The sequence below is a fragment of the Kibdelosporangium aridum genome (assembly GCF_900176515.1).
In the GTDB taxonomy this organism is placed as follows: domain Bacteria; phylum Actinomycetota; class Actinomycetes; order Mycobacteriales; family Pseudonocardiaceae; genus Kibdelosporangium; species Kibdelosporangium aridum.
Genome location: NZ_FWXV01000006.1, coordinates 207,782 through 233,662, shown reverse-complemented (window position 1 = coordinate 233,662; position 25,881 = coordinate 207,782). Strand labels below are relative to the sequence as shown.

Annotated in this window: 22 protein-coding genes and 2 pseudogenes; 10 read left to right on the top strand and 14 right to left on the bottom strand. The window is 64.7% G+C overall.

Going from position 1 to position 25,881, the window contains the following annotated elements; translation table 11 throughout:
- Positions 1 to 13 precede the first annotated feature (13 nt).
- The 4 genes and pseudogenes from B9C43_RS57690 to B9C43_RS31620 all read right to left on the bottom strand — a co-directional run bounded on the left by B9C43_RS57690 (position 14) and on the right by B9C43_RS31620 (position 3,051).
- Positions 14 to 388, bottom strand: a complete 375-nt coding sequence (locus tag B9C43_RS57690) for a hypothetical protein (RefSeq protein WP_200825780.1) — start codon at positions 386 to 388, stop codon at positions 14 to 16.
- Between the two features lie 543 nt (positions 389 to 931).
- A pseudogene (locus B9C43_RS60460) lies at positions 932 to 1,875 on the bottom strand (transposase); the annotation flags it as partial.
- A gap of 111 nt (positions 1,876 to 1,986) precedes the next feature.
- Positions 1,987 to 2,196, bottom strand: a complete 210-nt coding sequence (locus B9C43_RS31625) for a DUF397 domain-containing protein (protein ID WP_327223656.1) — start codon at positions 2,194 to 2,196, stop codon at positions 1,987 to 1,989.
- Positions 2,197 to 3,051: a helix-turn-helix domain-containing protein gene (locus B9C43_RS31620; protein WP_084430538.1), complete on the bottom strand. Its 855-nt coding sequence runs from the start codon at positions 3,049 to 3,051 to the stop codon at positions 2,197 to 2,199.
- Positions 3,052 to 3,381: 330 nt separating this feature from the next.
- On the opposite strand from B9C43_RS31620, the gene B9C43_RS55850 reads away from it, so the two are divergent.
- From B9C43_RS55850 to B9C43_RS31605, 4 genes are all read left to right on the top strand, one after another.
- Positions 3,382 to 3,693, top strand: a complete 312-nt coding sequence (locus B9C43_RS55850; protein ID WP_143446733.1) for a hypothetical protein — start codon at positions 3,382 to 3,384, stop codon at positions 3,691 to 3,693.
- Between the two features lie 3 nt (positions 3,694 to 3,696).
- A complete protein-coding gene (locus tag B9C43_RS31615) occupies positions 3,697 to 3,969 on the top strand; it encodes a hypothetical protein (RefSeq protein ID WP_084430537.1) in 273 nt (90 codons plus the stop codon).
- 147 nt (positions 3,970 to 4,116) lie between these two features.
- Positions 4,117 to 4,611, top strand: coding sequence for a bifunctional DNA primase/polymerase (locus B9C43_RS31610; RefSeq protein ID WP_143446732.1), 495 nt, complete (start codon positions 4,117 to 4,119; stop codon positions 4,609 to 4,611).
- A gap of 281 nt (positions 4,612 to 4,892) precedes the next feature.
- Positions 4,893 to 5,165, top strand: a complete 273-nt coding sequence (locus B9C43_RS31605; protein WP_033388819.1) for a hypothetical protein — start codon at positions 4,893 to 4,895, stop codon at positions 5,163 to 5,165.
- 93 nt (positions 5,166 to 5,258) lie between these two features.
- On the opposite strand, the gene B9C43_RS60205 is transcribed toward B9C43_RS31605, so the two are convergent.
- From B9C43_RS60205 to B9C43_RS31590, 3 genes are all read right to left on the bottom strand, one after another.
- Positions 5,259 to 5,468 carry a nitroreductase/quinone reductase family protein gene (locus B9C43_RS60205; protein WP_407657141.1) on the bottom strand — a complete coding sequence of 70 codons (210 nt, stop codon included), beginning with the start codon at positions 5,466 to 5,468 and terminating at the stop codon, positions 5,259 to 5,261.
- 208 nt (positions 5,469 to 5,676) lie between these two features.
- Complete coding sequence (locus B9C43_RS31595) at positions 5,677 to 6,330, bottom strand: RlpA-like double-psi beta-barrel domain-containing protein (protein WP_084430536.1); 654 nt, start codon at positions 6,328 to 6,330, stop codon at positions 5,677 to 5,679.
- 95 nt (positions 6,331 to 6,425) lie between these two features.
- Positions 6,426 to 7,559, bottom strand: a complete 1,134-nt coding sequence (locus B9C43_RS31590; protein ID WP_235038962.1) for a glycosyltransferase — start codon at positions 7,557 to 7,559, stop codon at positions 6,426 to 6,428.
- A 496-nt stretch (positions 7,560 to 8,055) separates the two neighbouring features.
- On the opposite strand from B9C43_RS31590, the gene wecB reads away from it, so the two are divergent.
- The 6 genes from wecB (at position 8,056) to B9C43_RS55845 (ending at position 15,214) form a co-directional block, all read left to right on the top strand.
- Positions 8,056 to 9,276, top strand: coding sequence for a non-hydrolyzing UDP-N-acetylglucosamine 2-epimerase (gene wecB / locus B9C43_RS31585; RefSeq protein ID WP_235038961.1), 1,221 nt, complete (start codon positions 8,056 to 8,058; stop codon positions 9,274 to 9,276).
- Positions 9,273 to 10,940 (top strand): DUF2334 domain-containing protein, encoded by a 1,668-nt coding sequence (locus tag B9C43_RS31580; protein ID WP_084430534.1) that lies wholly within the window; start codon positions 9,273 to 9,275, stop codon positions 10,938 to 10,940. The genes wecB and B9C43_RS31580 overlap by 4 nt, the downstream gene beginning before the upstream one ends.
- 88 nt (positions 10,941 to 11,028) lie before the next feature.
- Complete coding sequence (locus tag B9C43_RS31575; protein ID WP_235038960.1) at positions 11,029 to 12,801, top strand: DUF2334 domain-containing protein; 1,773 nt, start codon at positions 11,029 to 11,031, stop codon at positions 12,799 to 12,801.
- A gap of 54 nt (positions 12,802 to 12,855) precedes the next feature.
- Complete coding sequence (locus B9C43_RS31570) at positions 12,856 to 13,251, top strand: helix-turn-helix domain-containing protein (RefSeq protein ID WP_084430533.1); 396 nt, start codon at positions 12,856 to 12,858, stop codon at positions 13,249 to 13,251.
- A 572-nt stretch (positions 13,252 to 13,823) separates the two neighbouring features.
- On the top strand, positions 13,824 to 14,444 hold the full coding sequence (locus tag B9C43_RS31565) for a lamin tail domain-containing protein (protein ID WP_084430532.1): 621 nt from the start codon (positions 13,824 to 13,826) through the stop codon (positions 14,442 to 14,444).
- 152 nt (positions 14,445 to 14,596) lie between these two features.
- On the top strand, positions 14,597 to 15,214 hold the full coding sequence (locus B9C43_RS55845) for a lamin tail domain-containing protein (RefSeq protein WP_143446730.1): 618 nt from the start codon (positions 14,597 to 14,599) through the stop codon (positions 15,212 to 15,214).
- 354 nt (positions 15,215 to 15,568) lie between these two features.
- Here B9C43_RS55845 and B9C43_RS58745 read toward each other — a convergent pair.
- The 7 genes and pseudogenes from B9C43_RS58745 to B9C43_RS31530 all read right to left on the bottom strand — a co-directional run.
- A pseudogene (locus B9C43_RS58745) lies at positions 15,569 to 15,646 on the bottom strand (DUF397 domain-containing protein); the annotation flags it as partial.
- A gap of 333 nt (positions 15,647 to 15,979) precedes the next feature.
- Entirely contained in the window at positions 15,980 to 16,549 is a 570-nt protein-coding gene (locus tag B9C43_RS31550) for a ferritin (RefSeq protein WP_084430529.1), read from the bottom strand.
- A gap of 150 nt (positions 16,550 to 16,699) precedes the next feature.
- Positions 16,700 to 18,952 (bottom strand): MMPL family transporter, encoded by a 2,253-nt coding sequence (locus B9C43_RS31545; protein ID WP_084430528.1) that lies wholly within the window; start codon positions 18,950 to 18,952, stop codon positions 16,700 to 16,702.
- Positions 18,953 to 18,998: 46 nt separating this feature from the next.
- The gene (locus tag B9C43_RS31540) at positions 18,999 to 23,576 is read right to left on the bottom strand and encodes a type I polyketide synthase (RefSeq protein ID WP_084430527.1); all 4,578 of its coding nucleotides are present in this window, start codon (positions 23,574 to 23,576) and stop codon (positions 18,999 to 19,001) included.
- Between the two features lie 295 nt (positions 23,577 to 23,871).
- On the bottom strand, positions 23,872 to 24,195 hold the full coding sequence (locus tag B9C43_RS57680; RefSeq protein ID WP_200825778.1) for a hypothetical protein: 324 nt from the start codon (positions 24,193 to 24,195) through the stop codon (positions 23,872 to 23,874).
- A complete protein-coding gene (locus B9C43_RS57675; RefSeq protein ID WP_200825777.1) occupies positions 24,192 to 24,590 on the bottom strand; it encodes a hypothetical protein in 399 nt (132 codons plus the stop codon). The genes B9C43_RS57680 and B9C43_RS57675 overlap by 4 nt, the downstream gene beginning before the upstream one ends.
- Positions 24,591 to 24,669: 79 nt before the next feature.
- A complete protein-coding gene (locus tag B9C43_RS31530) occupies positions 24,670 to 25,881 on the bottom strand; it encodes an aminotransferase class I/II-fold pyridoxal phosphate-dependent enzyme (RefSeq protein ID WP_200825776.1) in 1,212 nt (403 codons plus the stop codon).

Below are 25,881 nucleotides of genomic sequence, written 5' to 3'. Positions count from 1 at the left end.
GGATCGCCGAACCTCAGGGCCGGGGTCCTCCGCCCCGCCCATCCACGGTGGGGTGCGCGATCCGCTCAAAGGCTGGACTCGCAAGGACACAGCCCTGGCCGACACGTTCAGCATGCAGGATCCGCTGGTTGCATGCACGAGCCTTCGCCGAGAGTTCGTCGAGGTTGGGCAGGCGGGCGTTGCAGCCCAGATCCCGGGGTGCGTTGATGACGGTCTCGATGCGCATCGCCCGGCCGTCTTTCAGGTGTTGCTTGGTGCGAGAGTGCTTGTAGAACACGTTGACCAGCACCCTGCCGTTGTCGCGGCGATCGATCGGTGCGGAAGGTCCCCTGGGTGTCGCGCCGGATGCGGCGGTTGAAGATGATTTCCACATTGTGCGGGCGGCCAAGGTCGAGATTGTCCACGATGAGCGCCTCGAAGAACCCGCGGGCATGGCGGGGTGCGTCGAACACGATCGTGCGGGAGATCTCGATCTGTCGCATCGAGGTCTCCCACCAGTAGCCGGCATCCCGATTTGTTGGTGAACGGCAGCGGCAGCCGCGAGAACCAGCGTTGGAGGAAGACGTTGATCACGCCGGGGCCGAGCCGGTCACAGATCGCTTGCAGTACCACCGGATCGTCGGTTGCCGCGAACCCGTTGGACAGCTCGGTAAAGCCGATCCCGGCCCGCTCGGCCTGACATTTGGCCCACTCGTGTCCGTTGAGCCACACCTTGGCCGGATAAGGAAAGTAGGTACACCCCTTGACGAACGCCGGACCGAAGTCGATGTCCCACAAGTAAAAGTAGTAACAGCTCACCCGCCGGTCGGCCTTGGTGAACCACCACTGCACCGCCCCGGTCGGGCTCTGCCGCTCGTAGGCGGTCCAGACTCGCTGGAACTCTTGTGCCACCCCAATCGCCGCGACACCGGAGCGGCAGTCGCGGATCTCGTCATGCAGTGGCCATGTGGCGGCGGAGCCGGGCGCGGTAATGGAACCAGCGGGCGCGGGCTTGGTGGCGTCGTCGCCACCAGACCCAGTGCAGGTGATGGGTTTCGGCTTGCAGGTGGCGGATGACGAGGTTAACCCAGGCGTTTGACCTCGGCGACGGTCAGGGCAATCAGACCGCGATCCCCGGGCGGCTGGACGTCGGGGGTGGCGGGCAGAATCAGGGGCGGATGCGCGGGTTCTGGCCTGAGCGACGGTGACGGCGAGCGCGGCTAGGGTGAGCACGATGCGCCGGGCCAGGGCGGTGTGCAGGCGGACCTGGGAGTGGTCGAGTCCGAAGTGGTCTTTGCCGAACTCGAAGTCCTCCTCGACCGGCCAGCGCAGGCAGGCGCCCCGCACCAGGGCCATCAGCGTGACCGGCTGCCCGGGTGGCACGTAGGCATAGTGGAAGACCAGCTCGCGGGTGTGCAGGTGTTTGTGGATCAGCAGGAAGTGCCGGGGCTGGTGGTGGTCAGCCAGGCCCACGCGGAGGCGCGCTCACCTTTGGACCCGGTCACCGAGCAGATCCGCCCACCGCCGCTGATGCTTGCGGCTGGTCAGGTGAGTGGCCACGACGGCGTCGGCGCGCATCCGCCGGCCGGACCAGCTCAGCCCGGAAGGCGCACCCGACCCCATCACGTACCCGATCCCGTTGTCCTGCAAGAACTTCCGTAAGGGACCTGAGCGGCCGCAGACCTCGTCACCCGCGACCCATGGCGGCATGGTGTCATCAGCGATCATGCCGGTGAGAATGTCTTGGGCCAGTTGGGGTTTGGCCCGAAACGTCACATCCTCGGGGACGCCGGCCGCGTCCCGGCGGGCCACATCGGCAAGTCGGTCCTCGGGCAGATAGATCCGGGTCCCGACCAGCGCATGCCCGCCGGTGGTGGCATACGAGCAATAGACGGTGAGCGGTGTTGTGGTGCCCGGCGCCTGCGCGCGTCGGAGCGGGTCCTGTCCCCGCGCCGGGCAACGCTTATCTCCGCGGCTCGAGAACGCCCCGGAGGATTGACATGACAACTAGCTGAGGAGACCGCACTTCACGGACTCGAGAAACACGGTCCACTCGCCCTCGCCGAACACCAGCACGGGGCCGGAGGCGTTCTTGGAATCCCGCGTCGCGGTATGACCAGGAAACGGGCCGACCTCGACGCAGGCGCCTTCACCAACGCTACGGCTGGCCTTTCGCCAGATCGTGTCCTTCGGTATCACGATTTCTTGACTGATCAACTACAACTCCTTGGCGATCTTGTGGATGAAACTGATGGTGACCTCCGGATCCGTCGCCAGCCTCCGAAGCTGGTCAAATATGCGCGTGTAGTCCGTGATTTCGTTGTCCTTCTCCAGGTAGAGACCGCCGACCGGGGTGTCGAGATAGACGACGTCAGGGTCGGCATCCTCACGAAACTTGAGGATCGTAAAAGGGCCGGTCATCGCCGGATGCTCGCCTACGGAAATGGGCAGCACCTGCATGTTTACATGCGGCAGCTCCGCGAGTTCCATGAGGTGACGAAGCTGATTCCGCATCACGACATTACCACCCACCGGACGTCTCAGAGCCGCCTCACTGTGCACTGCCCACAATTCGATCGGCCGCTCGTCGTGCAGCCTGTCCTGACGCTTCATCCTCAGCGTCACCCGCCGGTCGACTCCGTCCGCTGACATTCCGTTCACGGTCGCCAGCGTGACCGCCCGAGCATATTCCCGTGTCTGTAGGAGTCCGGTAACCACCTCACCCTCGTACACATGACTCGCGGAGGCTTCCGCCTCCAACCCGACGTAGGTCGCGAGCCATTCCCGTAGTACATCACCATAGCCGTGCCACCAGCCCTTCACGCGAGAATCCTTCGCGAGCTGGATCAGGCGTTCGGCTTCAGGACCATACACTCCATAGAAATCCAACATCAGACGGACATCGCCAGGACTGATGGAGCCATGTCCATTCTCGATGCGAGATATCTTCGGGTACTTGCAACCAAGGTATTCGGCGACTTCCTCGATCTTCTTACCAGTCATCTCCCGATGGCGCCGCAGTTCGGCGTCGAGCCGCCTGCGCCGGACAGTGGGGCTGTAGTCGGATGTCACCTGGTCACTCCTCTCGCCGCTGCGGAGCTTCCACCAGACGTGCTGACTTGCGATAGGGCCAGTCAGGCTAATGCTTCGACAACACCCATGGGCGATGTACAGCGCCGTACATTCCAAGCCACACTGTACGACGACATCAAACGACCGGCCGGACAGTGGCCGGAGGCGCAGAAGTTCACGATGTTGCGTCATCCGGGGCGAACTCTCGGAGGGCCGTGTTCTGTTGCCTTCGAATTGACATTCACATCGCACGTAAGCACGAAAGAGTGCAAGATGATTCGGATCGAGTGGGCGGCCAATTGTCGAGACGCTGTCGGACGACGCTGCTCCGTGAGAGTGACAAGTATCGACGGAATGATCGCGTTGACGCTACCGCACGGCGAGATCGCCTACTTCACGACGGCGCAGGCTCGCCAGCTGCACACGGCGATTCGAAAAGCGACCAACACACGCAAGTATGGAAAAACCTCCGGTGCCGGGATTCCGTTCCCCGCTAGGGCAGGCACCGATGCGGCCGGGCGGCACAGCGGCGTCTCCTCCCCTCGGGTGTTGTCTGTCGCCGCCCGGCATCCCAGCCGCGGTGAGGCTGGGTTGGCGCGGGTCCCTGGCCTCACCGCATCCCAGCCCCAGCGACGGGATTAGATCGTGCTCGACTACTTCATCGTCGGCACGGTCGGCACGGTCGGCACGGTCGGCATAGATGTCGCGTCGCGTGCGATCGCCAACCGTCTCACCAGACACTCCAGCACTGAAACCACTGCGGCGCACCGACGTCCGCGTGGGCGCCCGCCAGATCCCGTACTACGTCTGGCATTGGAGACAGTCGGCGCACGCGGGCTCGGTCTGGGCCGGACGCAGACGAACATCCAGGCTGACATGCCCTCGAAATCGGCACTCGAAAACCACCGGACGGCGTGACGTACTCCGTCGAGCCGTCCGGTACCGGCCGCGGTGGGACTCGCTGCCTCCTGTCCCCCGCCGGGTTCCACCGCAGCCGGTTTTCCACCGGTAACCGCTGACGAGAAACGACGCCAGCGAAGGAGAAGACGAGGAAGGTGTCTCACTGTGCCTGGCAGTGTCTCTCGCCTCGACGAACAAGCGTCCCTTCTGGACGGTGCAGCGGCAAGGGCCATGGCTTACCAGCATCTCTACGGCTGGCCGACCGGCGTCGATCCCGCAACCAGGCGTCTCGTACTCGCCGTTTCGGAGAACGTGAACGCCATCGTCATGCGGGCTGAGCTCGGCGTCGAGACTCAGTCGCTGTTGTCCCAGCAGATGCTCGCCGGCCCGGTGATCGCGCTGCCCGGTGACTGCCCGGATTGGATATTCCTCACCGGGCCCGCCACTTCGATCAGTACAAGAACGTTGAGTGCCCTGAGTCACCTCGGCGTTCGTTTGCAGAAGCTAGGAACCTTCATCCCGCTGCCTCCCTCACGGTTGGACAGCGGCGTGGTTCGGTGGGCGAGTGGGCCGACGGTCGGCCGCGACCTGCCACCGTGGACGGCCGTCCTGGCGGCCACCCGGTCCGCCTCGACCTCACCGATGTGCGGTGTGCGTTGATCAACCCGGCGGATCGCTTCCTGACTCCATCTACTCGGCGTAGGGACTTATACGATGCTCGGCGCGGGTGTGTTCCGGCAACTGACCCACATTGTGGATTCTGACGCGCCTTCGATCCAGTTCGACGGCACTCCGTTGTGGTTCGCCCGCTGCGGCGCCGTGTGCGTGCTGATCGACGGCAACCTCATCAACGACCGCAACAGATGTTCAGCATGCGATCAGGCGACGCGACGACAGACGCGGACACCACGTTCTACTGTGGACGTTGAGAGGAAAGCAGCATGTCTGACGCGGACCGGGTCCCGCAGCTGTCCGAACTGGTGTGGGCGCTGGGCACGGATGAACCGCCGATCCTCCACGTGGTGATCATTCCGGGGCGGACGCACTTGGATGAACCGCTGACCGGTGAGGCGTCTCTGACCTTGTGCGGAGCGCAAGCGGTGCCGTTCCGCGCTCTCGGTGGCTTCCCCGCGCAAGGCTCGCACCAGACCGGCGAACTCTGCGACGTGTGCGTGATGGGCCTTCGCACGATTCACGGCACGATTCGACAGTAGGAGACTCCGGCGATTGAGGGTGTGGACTCAATTGCCAGAGCCTGAAGAAAGCTCGCGACGCCGGTCCTGCTGCGACGTCATCGCCCGGTGAGATCAATCCGCACTGACAGCAATGAGGTACCGGCCCGCCGAACGGCCTTCGCGTGCCAAGGCCGTTCGAACGCGTCCAGTCTGGCCTGTGGGTCGTCCGATTCCAACCACAGTGGCCTCGCCACGCCGCCAGCCACGCCGGACCCACACCCGCACCAAAGGATTGGCTTCCAGGTTCCGTACATAGTCCGAGTGACGGCCCTGCTCCGCCACGATCCACAGCGATGGCCGTCCTGGAGAACACCAACGACGGTCCAGCGGCGCTTCCCGGTCCGCCGGCCGGTCGTCTCGATGATTGTGTGGCCCCGGCGCGAGTCCGAGGAAGACCGCGAGCCTGGCGGGCGGGTTGACGAGGTACTTCTGCGACAATCGCACCAGGTGGCGCTTTCGCTGATCGTCCACAGGTGCTTCCTTGAGAATCTCAACGCAGCGCAATCACGGCGTTCTTGAGTGACAAGTACCACGGACTGGCTGTGAAATCGGGACCTTGTTCCTCACCGATGTAGATGTCGATGTGCTGAGGCCCGCCCAAGCCGGGAGTGAACTCGTCCCGGACCGTCCAGTGAGCCGACCGGATTCGCTCGCACACCTCGTCGGGTGGCTTTTCTCCCGAATCAAGTGTGCCGCACTCCGCGATCGTGAAATTCGTACCGGCTGCTAGTACATCGGGGTCGGCCGCAGCACTGACGAATGGTTCGAGCCGCTCACCGCGAGAATCTCGTGGGGCGTCGTCCAACCAATAGCCGAGATTGTGCGACCAGTTCAGGTAACGCCCGGCGTTCGGGCCACTCGTAATACGTCCGGTGCCCTCCGCCTGTACGGCGTCGACGAAGCCCTTGGGATATTCGCCCAGCGGCGAGTCGCCACGCTCACACTCGAGTCGCGAGCACCCGCGGACGGATTCCGCAGGATCGACGTGATAACTCTCGACGGCGGTGTAATAGACAGTGATGAGCCAGCCGGCGAGTCTCGGACCGGTGGACGATGGACGTGCCGAGCAGTTGGTCACCCCGAAGGCCAACATGGCACCGACCACCAGGGCGATGCCATGCAATGCGAGCCGGGTCGTGGTCATCTGAACTCCAATCGCCAGGAGAGCCCCGGCTGATCGACCGGGGCGCTCCAACCGTGAACTGTTGTCTGGGCATACCCGCTTGAGCTGCGGGAACGTCAAGCTTTCTCAGCAACGCGCTCGGTCTTCGCCCAGTCGTCACGACGAGCGAGGTGCCGGGCGATCCCCCGGCAACTCCCGGCGGCGCCGAGCAGGAGGAACACCGGGTAACTCAGTGAAATGAGAAGGCAGCGTTCCAGCGGTTCATCCCGCAGCCGCAACCAGTGCACCAGGCCCCAGATCGTCCCGGGCAGCAATAGCGCGGTCACTCCGATGGCCAAGGACTCCGGCATATCCGCCACGCTCGCGACGAGCGGAGTCGGGACCAGTTCGCCGAACTGGCCGTAGACGCTCAGGCCAAGCAAGATCAGCGCGACCACCGAGGCCGGCGGCACCAGCCACGGAGTGATCAGGTAGTGCAGGAAGTCGAGTAGTCCGAGACTGGTGACGCGCTGTGAGCCGAGCAGACCGGGCACGTGCCGCAGACACTGCAGGTTTCCCTGCGCCCAACGACCGCGCTGCCGCACCAGGCGGCGTACGTCGACCACGGCCTGCTGGGACACGTCTGCCTGTCTGACATAGCGGATTCGGATACCCGCCCGGTGCAGGCGTAGCCCCAGCTCAACGTCCTCGACCAAGCAGGACGACCACGGCGAGTCCCCGAACAGCATCAACGCGGACAGCTTGGTGAACTGGCCGTTACCGCCCAGCCCGACACTGCCGATCGCATCGCGCAGCACCTGGGCGGAGTCGGCGATACAGCCGAACTCGACGTCCTGCAGCAGGCCGAGCCGGGTGTGGCGGTTGCGGATACGGACCCGGCACTGCACTGCCCCGACGGCAGGATCAGCCAGGTAGCGGCTCACCTCCGGCACGATGCCGGGGCTGGCCCTGCCGTCCGCGTCGATGACTCCGATGACCGTGCGACCCACGGTGCCCTCTCGCTGCGCGACCTCTCGGATCAACCGATACGCGGCGTTGAGCGCAGGTCCTTTGCCGATACGCGCGTCAGGAGGCTCGCGCCGCAACACGACTAGACGTTCGTCGTCGATGCCGGCCAGCACCGCCGGTGTCCCGTCCGTGCTGCCGTCATCAACCACCAGCACACGTAATTGGGCGTCCGATGCCTCGAGAGCGAGCAGTGCCCGGACGGTGCCTGCGATGACCAACTCTTCGTTGAGCGCCGGTACCACGAGCCAGAAAATTGATTGTTCCGCCGCCATGGCCGAACTCGGCCGAGGAGTTCTCAAGCCCAGAACAGAAAGGACGAGATTGTAGAGCGGCCAGGCGAGCAAAAGCCCGAGCATCAATGCGGGAAGGTTCATTTTCGGTTTATTCGCCTATCGCCGCCCGCAACCGCAGGGATAGCCTGCGCAGGACCAGGAAGGACGCGACAATGACGACGGCATGCCCAACGCCTTGAACAGCGCCAGTACCTGCCGAAAAAGCGAATCCAAGAGAGACCGGAATTCCTACCCGACTGACCAAAGCAGTCGACATCTTGACAATCCTTTTAGTGAGTGGATAACTTGCTGCGTCGATTCAGAGAGCATGGCAAGCTCTACGTACCGCTACTACTCAACCTCCTTGCACGGTCTCGAGCAACTCTTCTCGACGACTTCGCGCAAGATTCACTGAGCGGGAGTAAGAATGGACTGCGCTGTTCGGAGCAGGCCAGGGGTCACCCTTATGGAGAATCCCCGTCCTGTTATGGCCGCTGCCGCACACAAACCGGAAGCAATGCTTGTCGGCGGGACCCGGCCGGAGGCGGTCAAACTGGCGCCTGTGGCGGAGGCGATGCTGACGCGTGGCCGGATGTGCCCTGTCCTGGTGGCCAGCGGCCAGCACGAGTCGATGTTCGAGCAAGCCCTTGACGCGTTCGCCTTGCGTCCCAACGTCCGCTTGCGCATCGAGCGCCCGACCGGAAGCCAGCCCGAGTTGCTGGGCGAACTCGTGCGAGTGCTCGACCGGCAACTCGTGCAACGGAATCCTTCGATCGTCGTGGTGCAGGGGGACACAACGACCGCCCTGGCCACGGCGCTGACCGCGTTCTGGCGCAAGGTGCCGGTCGCGCACATCGAGGCAGGGCTGCGATCACACGACCTGCACGCTCCGTTTCCGGAAGAGGCCAATCGCAAGCTGCTCGCTCAGATCAGCTCGTTGCACCTGGCTCCGACGAAGCGCGCCGTGGAGAACTTGCAGGCGGAGGGCATCACCGGACCGAACGTGGTGCTGACCGGGAACACCGTGGTTGACGCCGTGCTCTCGATCGCCGGCCGCCCCATGACATACAGCGACTCCAGGCTGGCCGCGGTGGAGAACCGGGTGCGCTCCAAACAAAACCGTCTGATGCTGGTCACAGTGCACCGCCGGGAGTCCTGGGGCCAGCCGTTGGCAGGCATACTGGCGGGTTTGCGGAATGTGCTGGAACGCCACAAGGACGTCGAGGTCGTGCTGCCAGTCCATCCGAATCCCGACGTACGCAAGCAGATCATGGCCGGAGTGTCCGGGGTGGACCGGGTACACCTCACCGCACCACTGAACTACATCGAGTTCTGCCGGTTGCTCTCGATAGCTCAGCTGGTCGCATCCGATTCCGGTGGCGTACAGGAGGAAGCTCCCAGTTTCGGCGTCCCGGTCCTGGTCCTGCGGGACGTCACCGAGCGGATGGAAGCCGTGGAGGCGGGCTGCTCGACGCTCGTCGGGACCGATCCCCGGGCGATCGCGGACCACGCGTCGCGGCTGTTGAACAAACCGCCGCTACTGCCAGAGAACAGGCCGGTCAACCCCTTCGGCGATGGGCTCGCCGCATACCGGACCGAACACGCGATCGCCAGCCTGCTCGGCCTGAAGAGTGCCGATTCGACGGCCCCGCCGATGCTTCGGACCGCGGCAGCGGGGGGCGAATGATGCGGTCATCCACCGGCACCGCATGGGGACCCGCATGGCTGCGGTTGCTGCTTGGCGTACTGACAGTCATCTGCGGAGTGCTGACCATGACCTCAAAGCCAGTGGCACCGGTGTTGCTGTCAGCCGAACCGAGATGGGAACCCGTGCCCTCGGCATCGCTCGCCGGCGAGCCGGGCGATCCGGCTCCTGGTGCCCCTGAGGGCCGCCGAACACTCGTGCTGTACAACACCTCCACTCCCGGCCCGGTCACCAGCGGCGAGGTCTATGGGACAAAAGCCGCCAACCTCGTCTCGCACAGCAGCGCTTTCGAACTGCGTCAGGCCGCGAACTATCAGCCGGACGACATGACGGGCTTCTCGGCAGTCGTCTACGTGGGGCCCGAAGACGGCGGACCACTTCCAGACGCGTTCCTGGCCGATGTCCGCGCGGGCCAGACACCCGTGCTGTGGCTGGGATACGACATCAACCGCTTGTTCGACGGTGACAGTGGATACGCGGTGAGGACCGGCTGGCGGCCAGACGGCTGGGCCGAGCGAGCCATCGTGGGGGTGGACTACAAAGGGGTACGACTGAGCCGTGACTCCCAGGCGGGCGCATCCGTACGCACCCGCCTGCTGGATACCGCGAAAGCCAAGGTTCTCGCTGAGAGCATTCATGACGACGACAGCCGAACCCCCTGGGCGGTACGCTCGGGAACGTTGACCTACGTGGCCGAAATACCTTTCAGCCATGTGGGGTCGACGGACAGGTATCTCGCGGCCGCGGACCTGATCCGGGCGACACTTTCACAGTCGCCGCCGCAGCCGGCACGCGCGCTGGTGCGGCTGGAGGACGTGGGACCGACAGCGGACCCCGTACAGCTCAAGCAGATCGCGGACCGTCTCCACAGCCGGGGCGTGCCCTTCTCGATCGCCCTCTACCCGTACTACCGCGATCCAAAAGGGATCGCCAACTCAGGGACACCGACCGAGCTACGGCTCGTGGACCGCCCGGAAGTGGTGCGGGCACTGCGATACATGATCGACCGCGGTGGAACGATTGTGCTGCACGGGTATACCCACCAGTTCGGGGACGGAGCCAGCGGCTCTGACTTCGAGTTCTACCGAGCGCGGTTGAACGACGAGAAGGCAGTCGAGCTCCTCGGACCCGTACCCGGCGACTCCGTGCGATGGGCGAGCGAGCGATTCGCTCTTGCCCTTGGCGAACTGGCGCAGGTCGGGCTGCCTGATCCGGAGGCGTTCGAGTTCCCCCATTACACGGCATCCGCCGCCGGATACCAGGCCGCGACCGAGACCTTCGGCGTCCGGTACGACCGGGGAACCTACTTCCCGGGCTGGTGCTCGACCAAATGCGGCGACATCGCGCAAGCAGACCCGGCTGGGATGTACACGCAGGCGTTCCCGTACCTTGTGCGTGACGTCTACGGCGCGGTCGTCGTGCCGGAAAACCTCGGCTACATCCCGCCGTGGTCCGACGCCGTCGAACTCGATCACCGCATCGGGGAAATCCTCTCCGCCGCTCGGGCGCTTCGTGTGGTCGACGACGGAATCGCGAGCTTCTTCTACCACCCTTATCTGGGCACCGAGGTACTCGATCGGGTCATCGACGGCATAACGGCCGCCGGCTACCGGTTCGTGTCCCTCTCCGACGCCGGCCACCGCTGACCTGAGGTCCACACCCGACTGTCCAATATGGACGTGATCAACCGGGTGAGCCACGACTGGCGCAATCACCACCATCACAGGAGTACCTATGACAATCCGCCGTCGCGTTCGTCGGCTGTCGGCCATCTTCGTCGCGCTGAGTATCACGTTCACCGGCATGGCCAACGCGACCCCCAGCGCGCCCGGCATCGCCGTGACGCCAGAGAACCACCGTCCGCAGCCGATCCATGTGTCAGGCGGCTGGCAGTGGCCCGTCCTGCCGGCCCCACCACCCGCGACACGGCCCGATCCCAAGGACACCACGACAAGTCCAGCGACCACGGATGCCCCACTGCGCACACGGACCTACCCATCCGCTCCGGGAGCCGATCCCCGTCGGCGGACGCTCGTGTTGTACGACACGGGTGGAATGTATGGCTGGCTGGGCGAGTCGTACGCCGTGATGGCCGGAAACCTCGTGTCCCACAACAGCGCGTGGACCATGCATCCCGTCCGTTCGTACCGGGCGGGTGAGATGTCCGGCTATACCTCGGTGATATACATCGGCTCCACCCCCGACGAACCGTTGCCGAAGGCGTTCCTGGACGATGTGCTGAAAGGCGGCACGCCGGTCGCGTGGATGTTCGACAACATCTGGCGTCTCGCCGAACATAGTGCGAACTTCGCGACCCGGTTCGGTTGGCGGCCAGGCCACGTCGACACAACCGAGGTGACAACGGTCCGCTACCGGGACGTGGACTTCACCCGTGACCGTGCCGCGATTCCCTCAGGCATCGTGCGTGCCGACATCGAGGACGCCGACAAGGCGCGCGCGGTGGCGGAGGCAGTCCGATCGGATGGCAACCGCTTCCCGTGGATCGTGCACTCAAAGCACTTGACCTACTTCGGCGAAGTGCCGTTCACGTACACCGGACCGGATGACCGCTATCTCGCCGCGGCTGACGTGCTGGCGCGGCACGCCGACCCAACCGCCCCGGATCGCAAGCGTGCTCTCGTGCGCATCGAGGACGTGGGCCCGGATGGTGATCCCGCACAGTTGCGCGCGATCGCGGACTACCTGGCAGACCGCCGAGTGCCGTTCTCGGTCGCGGTGTATCCGCGATATCGGGACCCACACGGCGTGTACCACAACGGCAAGCCGACGGACAGAACCCTGGTCGATGCACCCGAAGTCGTCGCGGCGTTGCGGTACATGCAGGACAAGGGCGGCACGTTGATCATGCATGGCTATACCCACCAGTACGGCGACACCCCCAATCCGTACAACGGCGTCAGTGCTGATGATTTCGAGTTCTACCGGGTGCGCATCGACGACAAGGGGGAGTTGAACTACGTCGGTCCGGTGCCCGAAGACTCGCGATCCTGGGCGACCAGCCGGCTACGAGCGGCCAAGTGGGAGTTCTTGGCGGCAGGCTTCGAGACGCCTGAGATCTTCGAATTCCCGCACTATGCTGGCTCTGCCATCGACTACACCGTGGTGAACGACCGGTTCGTGGCTCGCTACGACAATGGTCAGTACGCCGCCGGGTGGTGTCACAACGGCGACTGCGGTTCTGGCACTCCCGACTACTCACGGATCTACGGCCAGAGCTTCCCGTTCCTGGTACGCGATGTCTATGGGTCCGTGGTGATACCCGAGTCACTCGGCTACGTCGACCTGACGCAGGCTAATGACAACCGCAGCCGGTTGCCCGCCCAAATCCTCGCGACCGCCCGCCGTGTCGCGGTTGTGCGTGACGGCGTGGCGAGCTTCTTCTACCACCCGTACTTGGGCACGTCGCACCTCGGCGAGGTGGTCGACGGTATCCAGGAAATGGGCTTCACATTCGCAAGTCCTGCCGACCTCAACTGCTGCCGATGAACCAGGCTTGAGAAGAGCTTCAGCGGGAAAACCAATCGGGACAGGAAACAGAACGTGCATGATCAAGAGCCACCTGAGTCAATCTCTGAGCTGATCAGGTCGGCTCGGCACAGGCACAAGCTCAGCCAGCGCGAGCTCGCCGATGCGTTGATCGCGGCCTCGGGACGGGATACGGTTACGCGCTCCGACATATCCAGATGGGAACGGGGTAAACGTATTCCAACGGGTCATTGGCTGTACTGGCTGAGCCACGTGCTCCAAATACCACTGGCCAGCCTGCGGCATGCAGCGACCATTGCCAGGAAGTACCGGTTGATGGCCGCCGTACTCCAGCGGCCCCCGTGGCATGCCGAGCCACCACACGAGCCCGAACGAAAACCGGGCGATGTGAAAAACCGGCGAGACGGCAGACCGATACAACGGGGGCCGCATCAATGGCCACTTTCTTGAAGAATGGCCCTGGTGGAATGGTTTGATGACACAGGGATCCTCGACGGACTTGAGCATGCGATCGAGGCACCTCGCGCATATTGCCATGTACATCAACAACTGAACCGCATGGAGCTCGGGCCACCCGCGGCCCGAGCTCCACCGCGTTGTACCGGTAGTCGGTGTTCATGCCTTGCGGCTCAGGGCGTAGGCGATGGCGTACTCGCCGGTGAGTGTGGTGCCTCGTCGAGCAGGTGGTGAACGTGCGGTCTCCCCCAGCGCTTGACGGGCACTGCACGCAGAACGTGTGGCCAGGACGAGATGCCGCAGCTCGGACGGTGAGGTTCCGGTCGACCGCCAGAACCCTGTCGGCGGGCGACTGTGGAATACAGGGGAACAGGGGAACAGGGGAACAACAAGGTCGAAAATCGACGCCACCGGGGCCGCGTCAACGGCCTCTTTCCCGAAGTTCCCCCCGATGGAAAAGTCTAACACAGGGTCCCTCGATGTCCTGGAGAAACGTGATCGAGGCACCTCGCACATGTTGCCATGTGCATTATTCCTTGAAGTTACCTACTGAGGAGATTCCCTTCATGAAACGCACGATTTCCGCCGTTCTCGCGGCGGGTATTGCGGTTCTCGGGCTCGTCGGACTCGGCGGCACGGCGAACGCCTCCGAGCCACAGGGCCAGCACAACGTGACACAGATCATCCCGGAAGACATCTTCATCAGCGAAATCGCCACCCGCCTCAACGGTTTGCCGAATCCCGAACAGCAGGAATTCATCGAGATCTGCAACCGCAGCACCGAGGCTTTCACGGTGCCGATGGGCGGTTTCCGGGTACGGGCCACCTTCAGCGCCGCTGAACGACAGGGCCTGGTCGTCGACATCCCCGCAGGCACAGTGCTGCAGCCCGGTCAGGCGTTCGTGATCGCCAGCCCCTTCTACACCTTGACCACCCCCGACCTGGTCTTCAGCACCCCGAAGTCTATCCCCGACCTCACCGGGTTCCAGCTGCTGCACCTGTGGCAGAACGTCCCCGAGGACGTCGTCGGGACCGCTCCCACCACTATCACGCCATTCGTGTCGCCCCCGGCCGCGAAACCGCTGACTCCCACCGACCCTCAGCTGACCTCCCTCACCCGGGTGAACTTCACCGGAATCAACGCGTTGGACTTCGTCAAGCAGCAAGCCACCCCCGGCTACTGCTGAGTCAGCACCACCAATAACAACTAAACCACCAATAACAACTAAAGCGTGGGGAGCTCGAGCCGCCACGGCGACCCGAGCTCCCCCACGCCTTACGACTACCACAAGCTCTGCGGACGCCATCCCGACCAGTCTCCCGAGGGAGGTTGCAATCAATGAGACATACAATTTCCGCCGTTCTCGCGGCGGGCATGATTCTCGGACTCACCGGTGCGGCGAACGCATCCGAGCCACAGGGCGAGCACAACGTGACACAGCTCATCCCGGAAGACATCTACATCAGCGAAATCGCCACCCGCCTCAACGGTTTGCCGAATCCCGAACAGCAGGAATTCATCGAGATCTGCAACCGCGGCACCGAGAACGTCAAGGTGCCGCAGGGAGGCTTCCGGGTACGGGCCACCTTCAGCGGTTTCACCAAGAAAGGCCTGGTCGTCGACATCCCCGCAGGCACAGTACTGCAGCCCGGTCAGGCATACGTGCTCGCCAGCCCCTTCTACACCTTGACCACCCCCGACCAGATCTTCTACCCCACTTCGACCCCCATCCCCGACCTCACGGGGATCCAACTGCTGCACCTGTGGCAGAACGTCCCCGAGGACGTCGTCGGGACCGCTCCCACCACTATCACGCCATTCGTGTCACCTCCACCTGCGAAACCGCTGACCCCGACCGACCCTCAGCTGACCTCCCTCACCCGGGTGAACTTCACCGGAATCAACGCGTTGGACTTCGTCAAGCAGCAAGCCACCCCCGGCCTCTGCAACCCATGAGTCAATACAGGTATGAGCTTTCCACAAAGTGAGCCGAGATTTGGCGAGTATTCGCAACCGACCGGTACGCGCCACTCGGGTACGCTGCCGGAAATCGTCGGCGGCTTCATACTTGACGAGTAATTCGACAGGATCGTAGGCAAGCGACTTGTCGATGGGAGGACAGCCGAGCGATGCGTCGACGTGGTTTTGGGCGCAGCCGAGCGGTCCCCGGTGTCCATGGCTACCGGGGGCCGTTCTGTGTATGTCAGCGGTCAAACCGGCCGACGCGCACCATTCTGACGAGCATGCGCACGTCCACGATGAGCACACTCTCCGGATGCTTGCTGTCCCGGACAGCCGCGAGAGATTCTCTGTCATCGCAATTTCGACGCAGTCCGACTGCGAGCCGCTTCGTGACGACTTGCGCCACGCCGCCGCAGATAAATCCATAGTCAGCTCTCCATCTCGCCCTTCCTGTGGGAGATCCACTGACTCGATTCTGTCTCACTCAGCTACCCCGGACAGGGTGTCGAAGTACGGCCGTGTCAGGGACGGCTCGTCCAGGCCGTTCCGATTTCGATCCGAAGCGCCGGAACAGCTTCCCCCGCCTTCCACGCCCCGAGGAGTCACGGCTCGCCTTACCGTGCCCGGTCGGCAGATGCGGCACCTACGTGGTCGGCGCGACGGCTGAGGAGGCAGCCGTACGACTTACCAAGCACAAGCACGCTGCTCACCCGTGAACCCCTGAACGTGGACGAGATCCAAGATCGCAGCGTGTCGCGCTCAGTTGACTGAACCGCCGGCGGTAGGAGGAACGGTGGAACCGTCGGCTCGGTGACCCGCGAGCCTGTCGCTCTCGCGGGCCAGGAAGTCCTCTACGTGGAAGAGGTTCTCGCCTGCGCGTTCCACGACGTGCAACAGCCGGCTCATCCGGGCGACTTCCTCCACCTGTTCGGAGAGGAACCAGTGCATGAACTGCTCGCCGACGTAGTCCCCCTCGTCGCGGGCGGCGCTGGCGAGCCTGGTGACCTGCTCGGTGACCACCTGCTCCTGGTGCAGTGCCAAGGCCACGAGCTCGTGCGCGTTCTTGAAGTCGTTGCGGACCTCGTCGACGCCGGGGATGGCCACCGGAAGATCGTTGTCCAGGAAGTACTGCACGATCTTCATGGCGTGGTCACGTTCCTCCAAGGACTGCCGGTAGAAGAATGCGCCCAGGCGGGGCAGATCCTGGTCGTCGAACCAAACGGCAAGGGCGATGTACTGCTGTGACGCGGTGAACTCATTGCGGATCTGCGCCCGCAGCAAATCGAGGAAAGTGGTGGTGTCACTCGTGGTGGTGGTGTTCGGGAGCATGGTTTGTCCTATCCGCGCGATCAATCCTTCATGAAGGAATTCTGGCCGCAGGGGTTGGGGCGAGGTAAGAGGCCAGCCACCCATATCCTGGCACTGGGGAATGATGTATTGAGATCATTGTCGCAAATGTGCCTTCGCGGAGAACGGATGTCACTCGCGCATCCCGAACCGGTTGTGCAGTGCGCGCAACGGCTTGGGGGCCCACCAGCTCCACCTGCCCATCATCCGCATGATGGCCGTTACCAGGACCGGCCGGATGAGAAGCGCGTCCAGCAGCACGGCGAGACTGGCGCCGAGCCCTAGGAGTTGGATGAGCGACACGCGCGAGGCGAGTAGGGCGAGCAGGGACACGCAAAGGATCGCCGCAGCGGCAACGATCACCGGTCCGCTGTGCGACTGCCCATGGACGACCGCCCCCTTGAGATCCGCGCCCGCGTCGTGCTGTTCCTTGATCCTGGCCAGGACGAAGACCTGATAGTCCGTCGATATCCCAAATACGGCGCAGAACAGCAGCACCGGGATCACCACCGCGAGCGGGGTCGGGGTGAACTCGAGCAGTCCGGACAAGTGCCCGTCCTGGAAGACCCACACCATCGCCCCGAATACCGCACCAAGGCCCAGCACGTTGAGCACTAGTGCGCTCACCGGCAGCAGCAGACTCCCCGTCATCATGAAGAGGAGCACGAAGGTACTCAGGGCGATCAGGGCGAGCGCGTACGGAAGACGGTCAGCGATCGACTCGATCACGTCGGCGAGTTGGGCGCCCTGCCCGGTGACCAGCACGTGACGGTCGTCAGGCACAGGAACAGCCCGCACGTCACGCGCGAGTTGTGCGCCCTCCGACGAGTACGGCTCGATTCCGCTGAGGACGGACAACCACATCACGTCGCCGGAATGGAATTGCAACTCCGCGCCCGGCATCGGCGGCTGCTCCAGGTCACCGCGGGCAAATGAGCCAGCCGCACTGTCCACACGGGTCACGCCCGGCACGAGGGACAGTCGTCGCCCGTACTCGGCAATGGCTTCCTTCGCGTCGACAGTGCTCCCCCAGTGTTCACCAACGACCGTGAGCGACCCGTTGCCGGTCGAGCCGAACTCGTCACGTACGCGCTCGGTGACCTCCCGGCTTTCCGCCGAGCGGGGAAGCACCCGGTCGTCCGCTATCCCGAACTGGACGTGCAAGAACGGTGCGCCAAGCACCAGGAACAGAGCAAGCACCGGCGTCGCGGTGAGGACAGGATGGCGCAGCACCGATCGCGCTACGCCACCCCAGAAGCCCGTTGCCCGCTGACGGTCGATTCTCCGGCAAGGCAACGCGAAAGAGTCGATTCGGTCGCCCACGAGGACCAACAACGCCGGCAGGACAATCGTGGCACCCACCACGGTCACGCCGACCACGGCAACACCCGCATAGGCGAACGAGCGCAGGAAGTACTGCTGGAAAACCAAAAGACAACACATCGCGACCGCAACGGTCGCCGCCGAGAACACAATGGTGCGGCCCGCCGTGCGCATGGTCGCCGCGAGCGCGTCCGTGTTGTTCAGGTACCGGCGGCGCTCCTCGCGGTAACGAGAGACGAACAGCAAGCTGTAGTCGACCGCGAGCCCAAGGCCAAGCGCGGCAGCAAGGTTCACCGAGAACACGGAAACATCGACGACGTAAGCCAGCGCTCCCAGAACGCCGAGAGCCCCGGCGATCGCCACGAGACCGATCAGCAGCGGTACACCGGCCGCGACGACCGTACCGAAAACGAACAGCAGCAGGACAAGTGTCAGCGGAATGGCAACCGATTCGGCTTTGACGAGATCGGCGGCGGCCTGTGCGTTGGCGTCGTTGTCGACCTGGGCCAAACCGCCGAACCGCACCCGAACCGGCCCGTGCCAACCGGCCAGTTCGTCGTGCAGTTGCTTCGTCACATTGGCGACGTGGTCCTCGTCGCCCGCGACTCGGGCCAGGATTAGGCCGGCGTCACCGCTGTGGCTACGGAGTTCAGCGACCGGAGTGTCCCAATAGGACGCTCCTACGGTGACATCGGGCGTCGCCTCGAGTCGTTGCGTCAGATCTCGCCCGATCTCGGTGACGTCCGGATCCACCACACTGCCACCGGGGTTGGCGACCAGGAGAACCAGATTGGGATTGGCGTGCGGGAACCGCTCGGCGAGGATCTCCTGGCCGCGGACCGACTCGGCCCCGGGGTCGTCGTACCCCCCGGTCTTGAGCTCGCTCAAGGCACCGATCCCGAACACACCCATGCCCACGGCGAGGAAGAAGGTCAGGAGCAGAATGCTCTTCGGCCTGGCGAGCGTCAGGCGCAACAACCGATTGACCGGCGGGCCGGCGGCGAGGCCCGCTTTTGTCGCCGCTGGGCGAAGATCGGCAGTGTTCTCCGTACTGTCTACCACTCGATTCACCTAACTACCTGACAATCAGGCTGAGCGGGCCATGGGTCTAGGGCGTGGTCGCCACTTGACCTGTTTCGAGGCGATCGAGTTCCTCGCCGAGGACGGCCACCGTGTGCGTGATCTGCTCGGGTGTGTGCTCGCTCGTGATGAAAAACCGCAACCGGGCCAGTTCCTCGTCGACAGCCGGGTACAGAATCGGGCAAACGCTGATACCGCGCTCGAACAACGCGTTGGCCAGCCGGACACAGCGCAGGGAGTCGCCGACGACACACGGGATCACCGGAGTTCCCGCACTGCCGCCGGTGTCGATACCGGCCTGGTCGGCCAGCCGGTGGAACAACAGAGCGCGCTGGTGCAGCCGGACCAACCGCTCGGGCTCGGCTCGCATCTGACGTATCGCGGCGAGACTGGCCGCCGCATTGGCTGGTGTCATGCCGGCGCTGTAGACGAAACCCGGCAACGTGTATTTCAGGTAGTCGATGACGGCGTGGCTGCCACCGATGTACCCGCCGCAGCTGGCAAAGGCCTTGGACAGCGTGCCCATCCACAGGTCCACGTCGGCGCGGTCCACCCCGAAGTACTCGCCGATGCCCCCGCCGGTGGCGCCGAGGACACCGATGCTGTGCGCTTCGTCGATCATGAGCAATGCGCCGTGCTTCTTCTTGACCCGGATCAGCTCAGGCAGATCCGGGATGTCGCCGTCCATGCTGTAGACACCCTCGACAACGATGAGCACACGCCGGAATTGGCTCCGGATCCGGGTGAGCAGCTCCTCGAGCGCGGCGATGTCGTTGTGCGGAAACGGCCTACGTGTCGCGCCGGACAACTTGCACCCCTGGAGAATGCTGTCGTGGGCGAGCGCGTCATGCACAATGAGGTCGCCCGGACCGAACAGGTGTCCGATCACAGTGACATTGGTGGCGTGACCGCTGACGAGTCCGAGCGCGTCGTCGGTCTTGAGCAGATCGGCGAGCGTCATGTCCAGCTCACGATGCAGCGGACGATCCCCGGAGAGCAATCTGGCCGCGGACACCGACGTGCCGTACAGATCGATCGCCTGTTTCGCCGCCGCGCCGACAGCGGGATGACCGGAAAGCCCGAGATAGTTGTAGCTGGAGAAGCAGATCAGCTCTTTGCCGGCGACCTGGGTGAGATCGCGCGCGGTGCCTTCATGGGTCAGGAAGTACGGGTTGGCCACCCCGGACTCCGTCAGGAGACGAAAGCGCTCCTGATGCCGCAAGATCTCGGGAAATGCTGATATGTCTGTGAATTCCGGCCCATCGCCGAATTCCTGCCGGTGCGCCGGCGGGTCGACCTGCTCCTGACTGGGCTGCACGGCCACACCCGGTGTCCGAGCGCCGAGCCGCGTGGCGATGGCCTGCACGAAGTCATCGATGGTGGTGACGGCGTGCAGGTCGCTCGCGTCCGCCCGCAGCTCTGGCCAGTGTTGCTGGAACGCGGCGAACAGGTCGGCGAGCATGATCGAGTCGAACCCGAGATCGCCGACCACCGCGTGGTCGCCCCGCAGATACTCGTACGGGTACGCGCTGATCTTGGCGATCGCGCCGAACACCCTGTCCCGGATGTCCTGATCTGCTGTGACCGGGATGGGAGGGGAGCCAGCGCCTGGCGGGCGTTGTGACGCGATGTCCTGATCCGGCTTGGCCATGACCGCCGGGACGACTGCGGGTGACGGGGAAACCTCGGCAGCCGCGGTGCCACGGACACCTGTGGCGGTGCGCAGAACGTCAAGCTGGTCACGAAGAAACTGGACGACATCGCTCATACCAACCTCCGGTTGCGAACAACGGCGTGCGGGCAGGCCCGGCTCGGCCTTGCGGATCGTGTACGGCTGTGTGGCCAGCGGGCTGGCCGGCAGGGTCACCAAGTTGCGTTCGGCTTCCTCGAACAGCGGCAGCAGATCCACCGGAATCCCCAGCGCTGCGAGTCGGCCGAGCCCCAAAAGGAACGTGCGTCCCTCGTCCGGCTCCGCTCCGGACAGGCTGACGAAGTGGTGGGCGAGGGGATCGGGAACAGACTGTCGCGCCATCGCGAGCAACCCGTTCCCCCCGAACGCCTGGACGAAAACACGGTTGCCGCCCTCTGCGGCCACCCGGATGGCCGCGCCGAACCGTACCGGCGACGAGCAATGCCGTCGCCAACAGCTACGCAGCTCGTCTGGGTCCACGCACACCTGGCCGCTCACGGTGGAGACGAAAACGCGGTCGGGTTGGTGCAGTGGGAGCCGGGCCAACTGCTCGGCGACCCGCGCGTCAGCCTTTGCCACGAGGGGCGAATGGAAAGCGTGCGAGACACGCAGCGGGATGGCCGGGACACCAGTCAGTGCGCAGCGCTCGGCAAGTTGGGCGAGCGCGTCAGCCGTCCCGCTCGCGACAATCTGCCCGGGCTGGTTGAAGCAACCGGGCCAAACCCAGTCGATGTCGGTGACCAGTTCGGCGAACTGCTCTTCGGTCGCCTGAACGGCGAGCATGCCTCCGAGCCCTGTGTCGCCGACATCGGCCATGGCCGCCCCTCGGTGTACGAGGAAGTCGGTCGCGTCCCCGGCATCCAGCGCGCCGGCGGCGACAGCGGCCGGGAACTCGCCCACGCTGTGGCCGAGCACGATGTCGGGGTCAACGCCACACCCAGCGAGCAGCGACGTCATCGCGATGCTCAGCACACCCAGTGCGGGCTGGCAGATCCTCGTGTCGGTCAGTGCGGGCTCGGCGCTCTGGTCCGCGAGCTGCGCGGGCCAGACCAGGCTGGTCAGCGAATTGCCGATACCCCGGTTGACGCCTGCTTCGAGCCTCGCCACCGCCTCGTGGAAGGGCGGGAAACGACGGCGAAGGTCACCGAGCATGCCGACTCGCTGAATCCCTTGGCCGGGGTAGAGGAACACGACCTTCGGCCGATCCTTCTCCGACGGCGCCGCTGCCACGCGGATGTCGGCGCCGAGATCACCACTGACCCCTGATCGCAGGGCCACAACCGCCGTACCCAGGCGATCGATCAACTCGTCTCGGGTCGCCGCGACGAGAGTCAGGCGGATTGACAGCGGTGCACGGGTCGCGAGGGTGTACGCGACCGACGCCGGTGTCAGATCAGGGTTCGTGGCGATCTTTTCCCGGACCGCGGCGGCGTGTTCGGCAAGCAGCAGGAGCGATCCGGCCGAGAGCACGAAGAGCCAGGGCTTCGCACCGATCTCGGCACTCCAGACGCGGGCTGTCCGTGAAACCCGCCGATCCGGTGCCTCCTCCAGCACGACATGGACGTTGGTGCCGCCGAAGCCGAACGCACTCACCGCCGCGCGCCGCGGATGGTCGGCGGGGCCGTTCCAGGCGAGCGCCTGGTCGGGGATTTGGAATCCCGCCTCGGCCAACGGCAAGTGCGAGCCAGGGGCTGTCTCAGGCTGTGGGGGGATGGTCGCGCGGTGCAGTGCGAGCGCGACCTTGACCAGTCCCGCGGCGCCTGCCGCGGGCAGTGTGTGTCCGATCAGCGCTTTGACCGAGGAGAGATAGCAGTGTGCCCTCCCAGAGCCCGAGTTTTCCGTCCGCGCGGCACGAAGAGCTTCGATCTCGACGCGGTCCCCTACCGTCGTAGCGGTGCCGTGCGCCTCGATGAGCTCGATCGTCTCGGGGTGCACTCCAGCGTCCTGGTACGCGGCACGAAGGGCGGCGAGTTGGCCTTCGACACGCGGCGTCAGCGGGCCTTCGGCCGCAGCGTCATTCGACATCCCCACCCCCTTGATCACCGCGTAGACCCGGTCGCCGTCGCGCATCGCGTCATCGAGCGGCCGCAGGACGGCAAGCGCACCGCCCTCGCCGAGCACGAACCCGTCCGCACGCTCATCGAACGGCCGGCACACGCCGTGCGCTGACACCGCGCCCACCAGACAGAACCCGAGCAGCGCGTCTGGGGTGAGGTTGAGAAAGGCACCTCCGACGAGGGCTGCCGCGCAACTACCCGACCGAAGGTGGTGCACCGCCTCCTGCAGCGCGACCAACGCCGACGAGCAGGCGGCATCGATGACGAAGGACGGCCCTCCGAGCCGGAACGCCGAGCTGACCGCGCACGCGCCCATGTTCAGCAGGGTTCCGGGCAGTGAGAACGCCTGGGCGGGAGCGAATGCCCTGGCAGCCGCGTCCTCGATCGCGGCGCACAAGCCGGGGTCGGAGTGTCCCGCGTGCAGCGAACCGTCGGCGAGCAACCTCGCCCGTAGACGTGTGGTCAACAGGTCCCGGTAGTCGGACTGGCTCATACCGATGAACACGCCGGTGCGCGATCGGTCGAAGGGGCGGCGTTCCCAGCCAGCGTCCTGGAGTGCCTCCCTGGCGAGGTCGACGAGCAGCCGGTGTTGTGGATCCATGGCTTCCGCTCGCAGCGGCGGTATGCCGTAGTGCAGCGGATCGAACTGATCCACACTTTCGAGGAAGGAGACCTGGTCTGTGTACGCCTTGAGCGGATCGCCGCTCTCGTCCGGGGTGTAGTACAGCTCATGCCGCCAGCGGTCCGGGGGAACCGGACGGAACTGGCGTGCCGTCTGGAGAATCGTCTGCCAGTACTGGTCCGTATTGGCCGCACCCGGGAATCTGCAGGCGAGTCCGACGATGGCGATATCGTTCACCCTGCGGCCCTAAGCATTCCATATTCTCCCTCGGGAATGTCATCCGGTCACGTTATTCGCGCAGCGCCGAACCGGGCCGAAGGGTAGAACGAAATCCCGTGCCCCGTTATTGCGCGAAGAATACTTCCAGTTTAAGACCCCTGACCGACGAACACAGGAGGCCACTCGACTGGCCCCTGGCCCGAAGCGCACGCTAGGTTTCGCACAAACTCTTCCACTTTTTCCGGGCGAAACTGATCGCATTGCCGATTCGACACGGCGAATGCTGGATCATCACCAAGAGCAAAGCTCGGAATCACACGGTCGCTTTCCTTCCACCGGAAAGGCTCATCGCGTCGCGCAGGTCACGGATGTCCGTGAGCTTCAGTCCGCGGCGACGCAAGTCGCGCAGCATCCGTCGGTCGGGAAAGGGACAGTAGGGCAGTACCGGAGCGTCCCGCCCCTCCGGTACTGCTCCCGTGCGAGCGATGTCGTCGAGCAGGGTTTCCAGCATCGTGCGGCCATGCATGTACAGAAGGACTGAGGCACGCGTCGCCGTCACGTCGGCGGGAAGCGAGACCGGCTCTTGCACGAGGATCGCGCCCGTATCGATCCTCGGCCCCAACCGATGCAGCGTCATGCCGAAGCTGTCCGGTGCACGCTCAGTGTGCGGGCGACCTCCACGCCATTCACGTCGTCAACCTTGAGCGTTGGCACGTGCAGGCGCTCGCACAGTGTCTTGAGCGGCGTTGCATCGGGTGAATCCCTGGTGCCGACCCAATCCTGGGTCAGTGGCGCGAGCGGCCTCAGGAGGTCCGGCAGACCGGAATTCACCATGAGGTAGGGCATGAAGCCCGAGCCGGAGTGCCGAAGATGTCGGCTCACCTGCCCCAGAAAGCCGCCAGTCGAGGGCCGCCTGGGGTTCGAGAGGCCGACGAACGCGATGTCCGCCACATGGTCTGCGACGAAGCGGCGTACCGTGCGCGCATTCGGAAGCGCCTCAAGAACAAACAGCGCGATCCGTGCTCTCGCCATCAGCGCCGCAGGATCTGAAAGCGGAATCCACGCATCCCGAGGCCTCACAGGGATTTGGAAAGAGCCTGCCGTCCTACCTTCACGACTCGACCTGACCTGGTCGGACGATGTCAGCGATGTCAGCGAACGCCGCGATGACCTGGTCGATCTGGGCTTCCGTGTGGGTGGCCATGTAGCTGGTGCGGAGCATCCCCCGGCCTGGCGCCACGCCTGGAGGCATCACGGGGTTCGTGTAGACGCCGCGATCCAGCAGCTCCTTCCAGGCGGCGGCCGTTGTTGACTCGTCGCGGGTGAAGACCGGCACGATGGAGGTCTCGCTTGTGCCGCAGTCGTATCCCATCGCCCGCAGTTCCCGGCGGACTCGGTCCGCATGTCGCTGGGTGCGGATCGGGCGGTCGGGCTCGTTCTCCAGTACGTCGAGGGCTGCCAGTGCCGCTGCTGTGTTCGACGGCGGCAGGGCCGCGCTGAACAACATCGACCGCGCATGGTGCCGGATGAAGTCGACCACCTCGGCCGAACCGGCGACCACACCACCCACTGATGCCAGTGACTTGCTGAACGTGCTCACGATGAGATCAACATCGCGCACGCGGTCGAAATGGGCGGCGGTCCCTCGTCCGCCGGGGCCGACCACTCCGAGGCCATGGGCGTCGTCGACGTACACCCGGGCGCCGCGGCGGCGTGCCACGCTCACGATCTCCGGCAGTTTCGCGAGATCGCCACCCATCGAGTAAACCCCGTCCACGATCACCATGGCAGGCGTGTCCGCGTACAGCTCCAGCACGGCTTCGAGGTCTTCGGGATCGTTGTGCCGGAACCGTGCGAGTTGGGAACCGGCCATGTGCACCCCGTCAAGGATGCACGCATGGACTTCCTTGTCGCATACGGCGATGTGAGCCGGGCCCAGCAGCGCGGTGATCGCGCCGACATTGCTCTGGTAGCCGGTGGCGAAGACCAGCGCGTCTTCCTTGCCGAAGAACCGCGCAAGCCGCTCCTCAAGTTCGAGGTGGATGGCCAGTGTGCCGTTCAGCAGTCTGCTGCCGGTGCAGGACGTGCCGAATCGCTGCACGGCCTCGACGGCCGCTGCGCGCACCCGCGGGTGGGCGGTCAGCCCGAGGTAGTTGTTCGACCCGGCCATCACAAGGCGTTTACCCTCCATGACGACCTCGGTTCCTTCGCTCTCCTCAAGCGGAAGGAAGTACGGGTAGATGCCGTGCGCGCGTCCCAGGGCGGCCATCTCGGCTGCCGGGTCATCGGCCACGACATTGAACACGTCGTTCACGGTGGTCAC

Coding starts and splice junctions, on each gene's coding strand:
- B9C43_RS57675 (WP_200825777.1), bottom strand. CDS start 24,590: ATGGCGAGAGCACGGATCGCGCTGTTTGTTCTTGAGGCGCTTCCGAAT.
- B9C43_RS31565 (WP_084430532.1), top strand. CDS start 13,824: ATGAAACGCACGATTTCCGCCGTTCTCGCGGCGGGTATTGCGGTTCTC.
- B9C43_RS31575 (WP_235038960.1), top strand. CDS start 11,029: ATGACAATCCGCCGTCGCGTTCGTCGGCTGTCGGCCATCTTCGTCGCG.
- B9C43_RS31605 (WP_033388819.1), top strand. CDS start 4,893: ATGTCTGACGCGGACCGGGTCCCGCAGCTGTCCGAACTGGTGTGGGCG.
- B9C43_RS31580 (WP_084430534.1), top strand. CDS start 9,273: ATGATGCGGTCATCCACCGGCACCGCATGGGGACCCGCATGGCTGCGG.
- B9C43_RS55845 (WP_143446730.1), top strand. CDS start 14,597: ATGAGACATACAATTTCCGCCGTTCTCGCGGCGGGCATGATTCTCGGA.
- B9C43_RS31595 (WP_084430536.1), bottom strand. CDS start 6,330: ATGACCACGACCCGGCTCGCATTGCATGGCATCGCCCTGGTGGTCGGT.
- wecB (WP_235038961.1), top strand. CDS start 8,056: ATGGAGAATCCCCGTCCTGTTATGGCCGCTGCCGCACACAAACCGGAA.
- B9C43_RS57680 (WP_200825778.1), bottom strand. CDS start 24,195: ATGACGCTGCATCGGTTGGGGCCGAGGATCGATACGGGCGCGATCCTC.
- B9C43_RS31550 (WP_084430529.1), bottom strand. CDS start 16,549: ATGCTCCCGAACACCACCACCACGAGTGACACCACCACTTTCCTCGAT.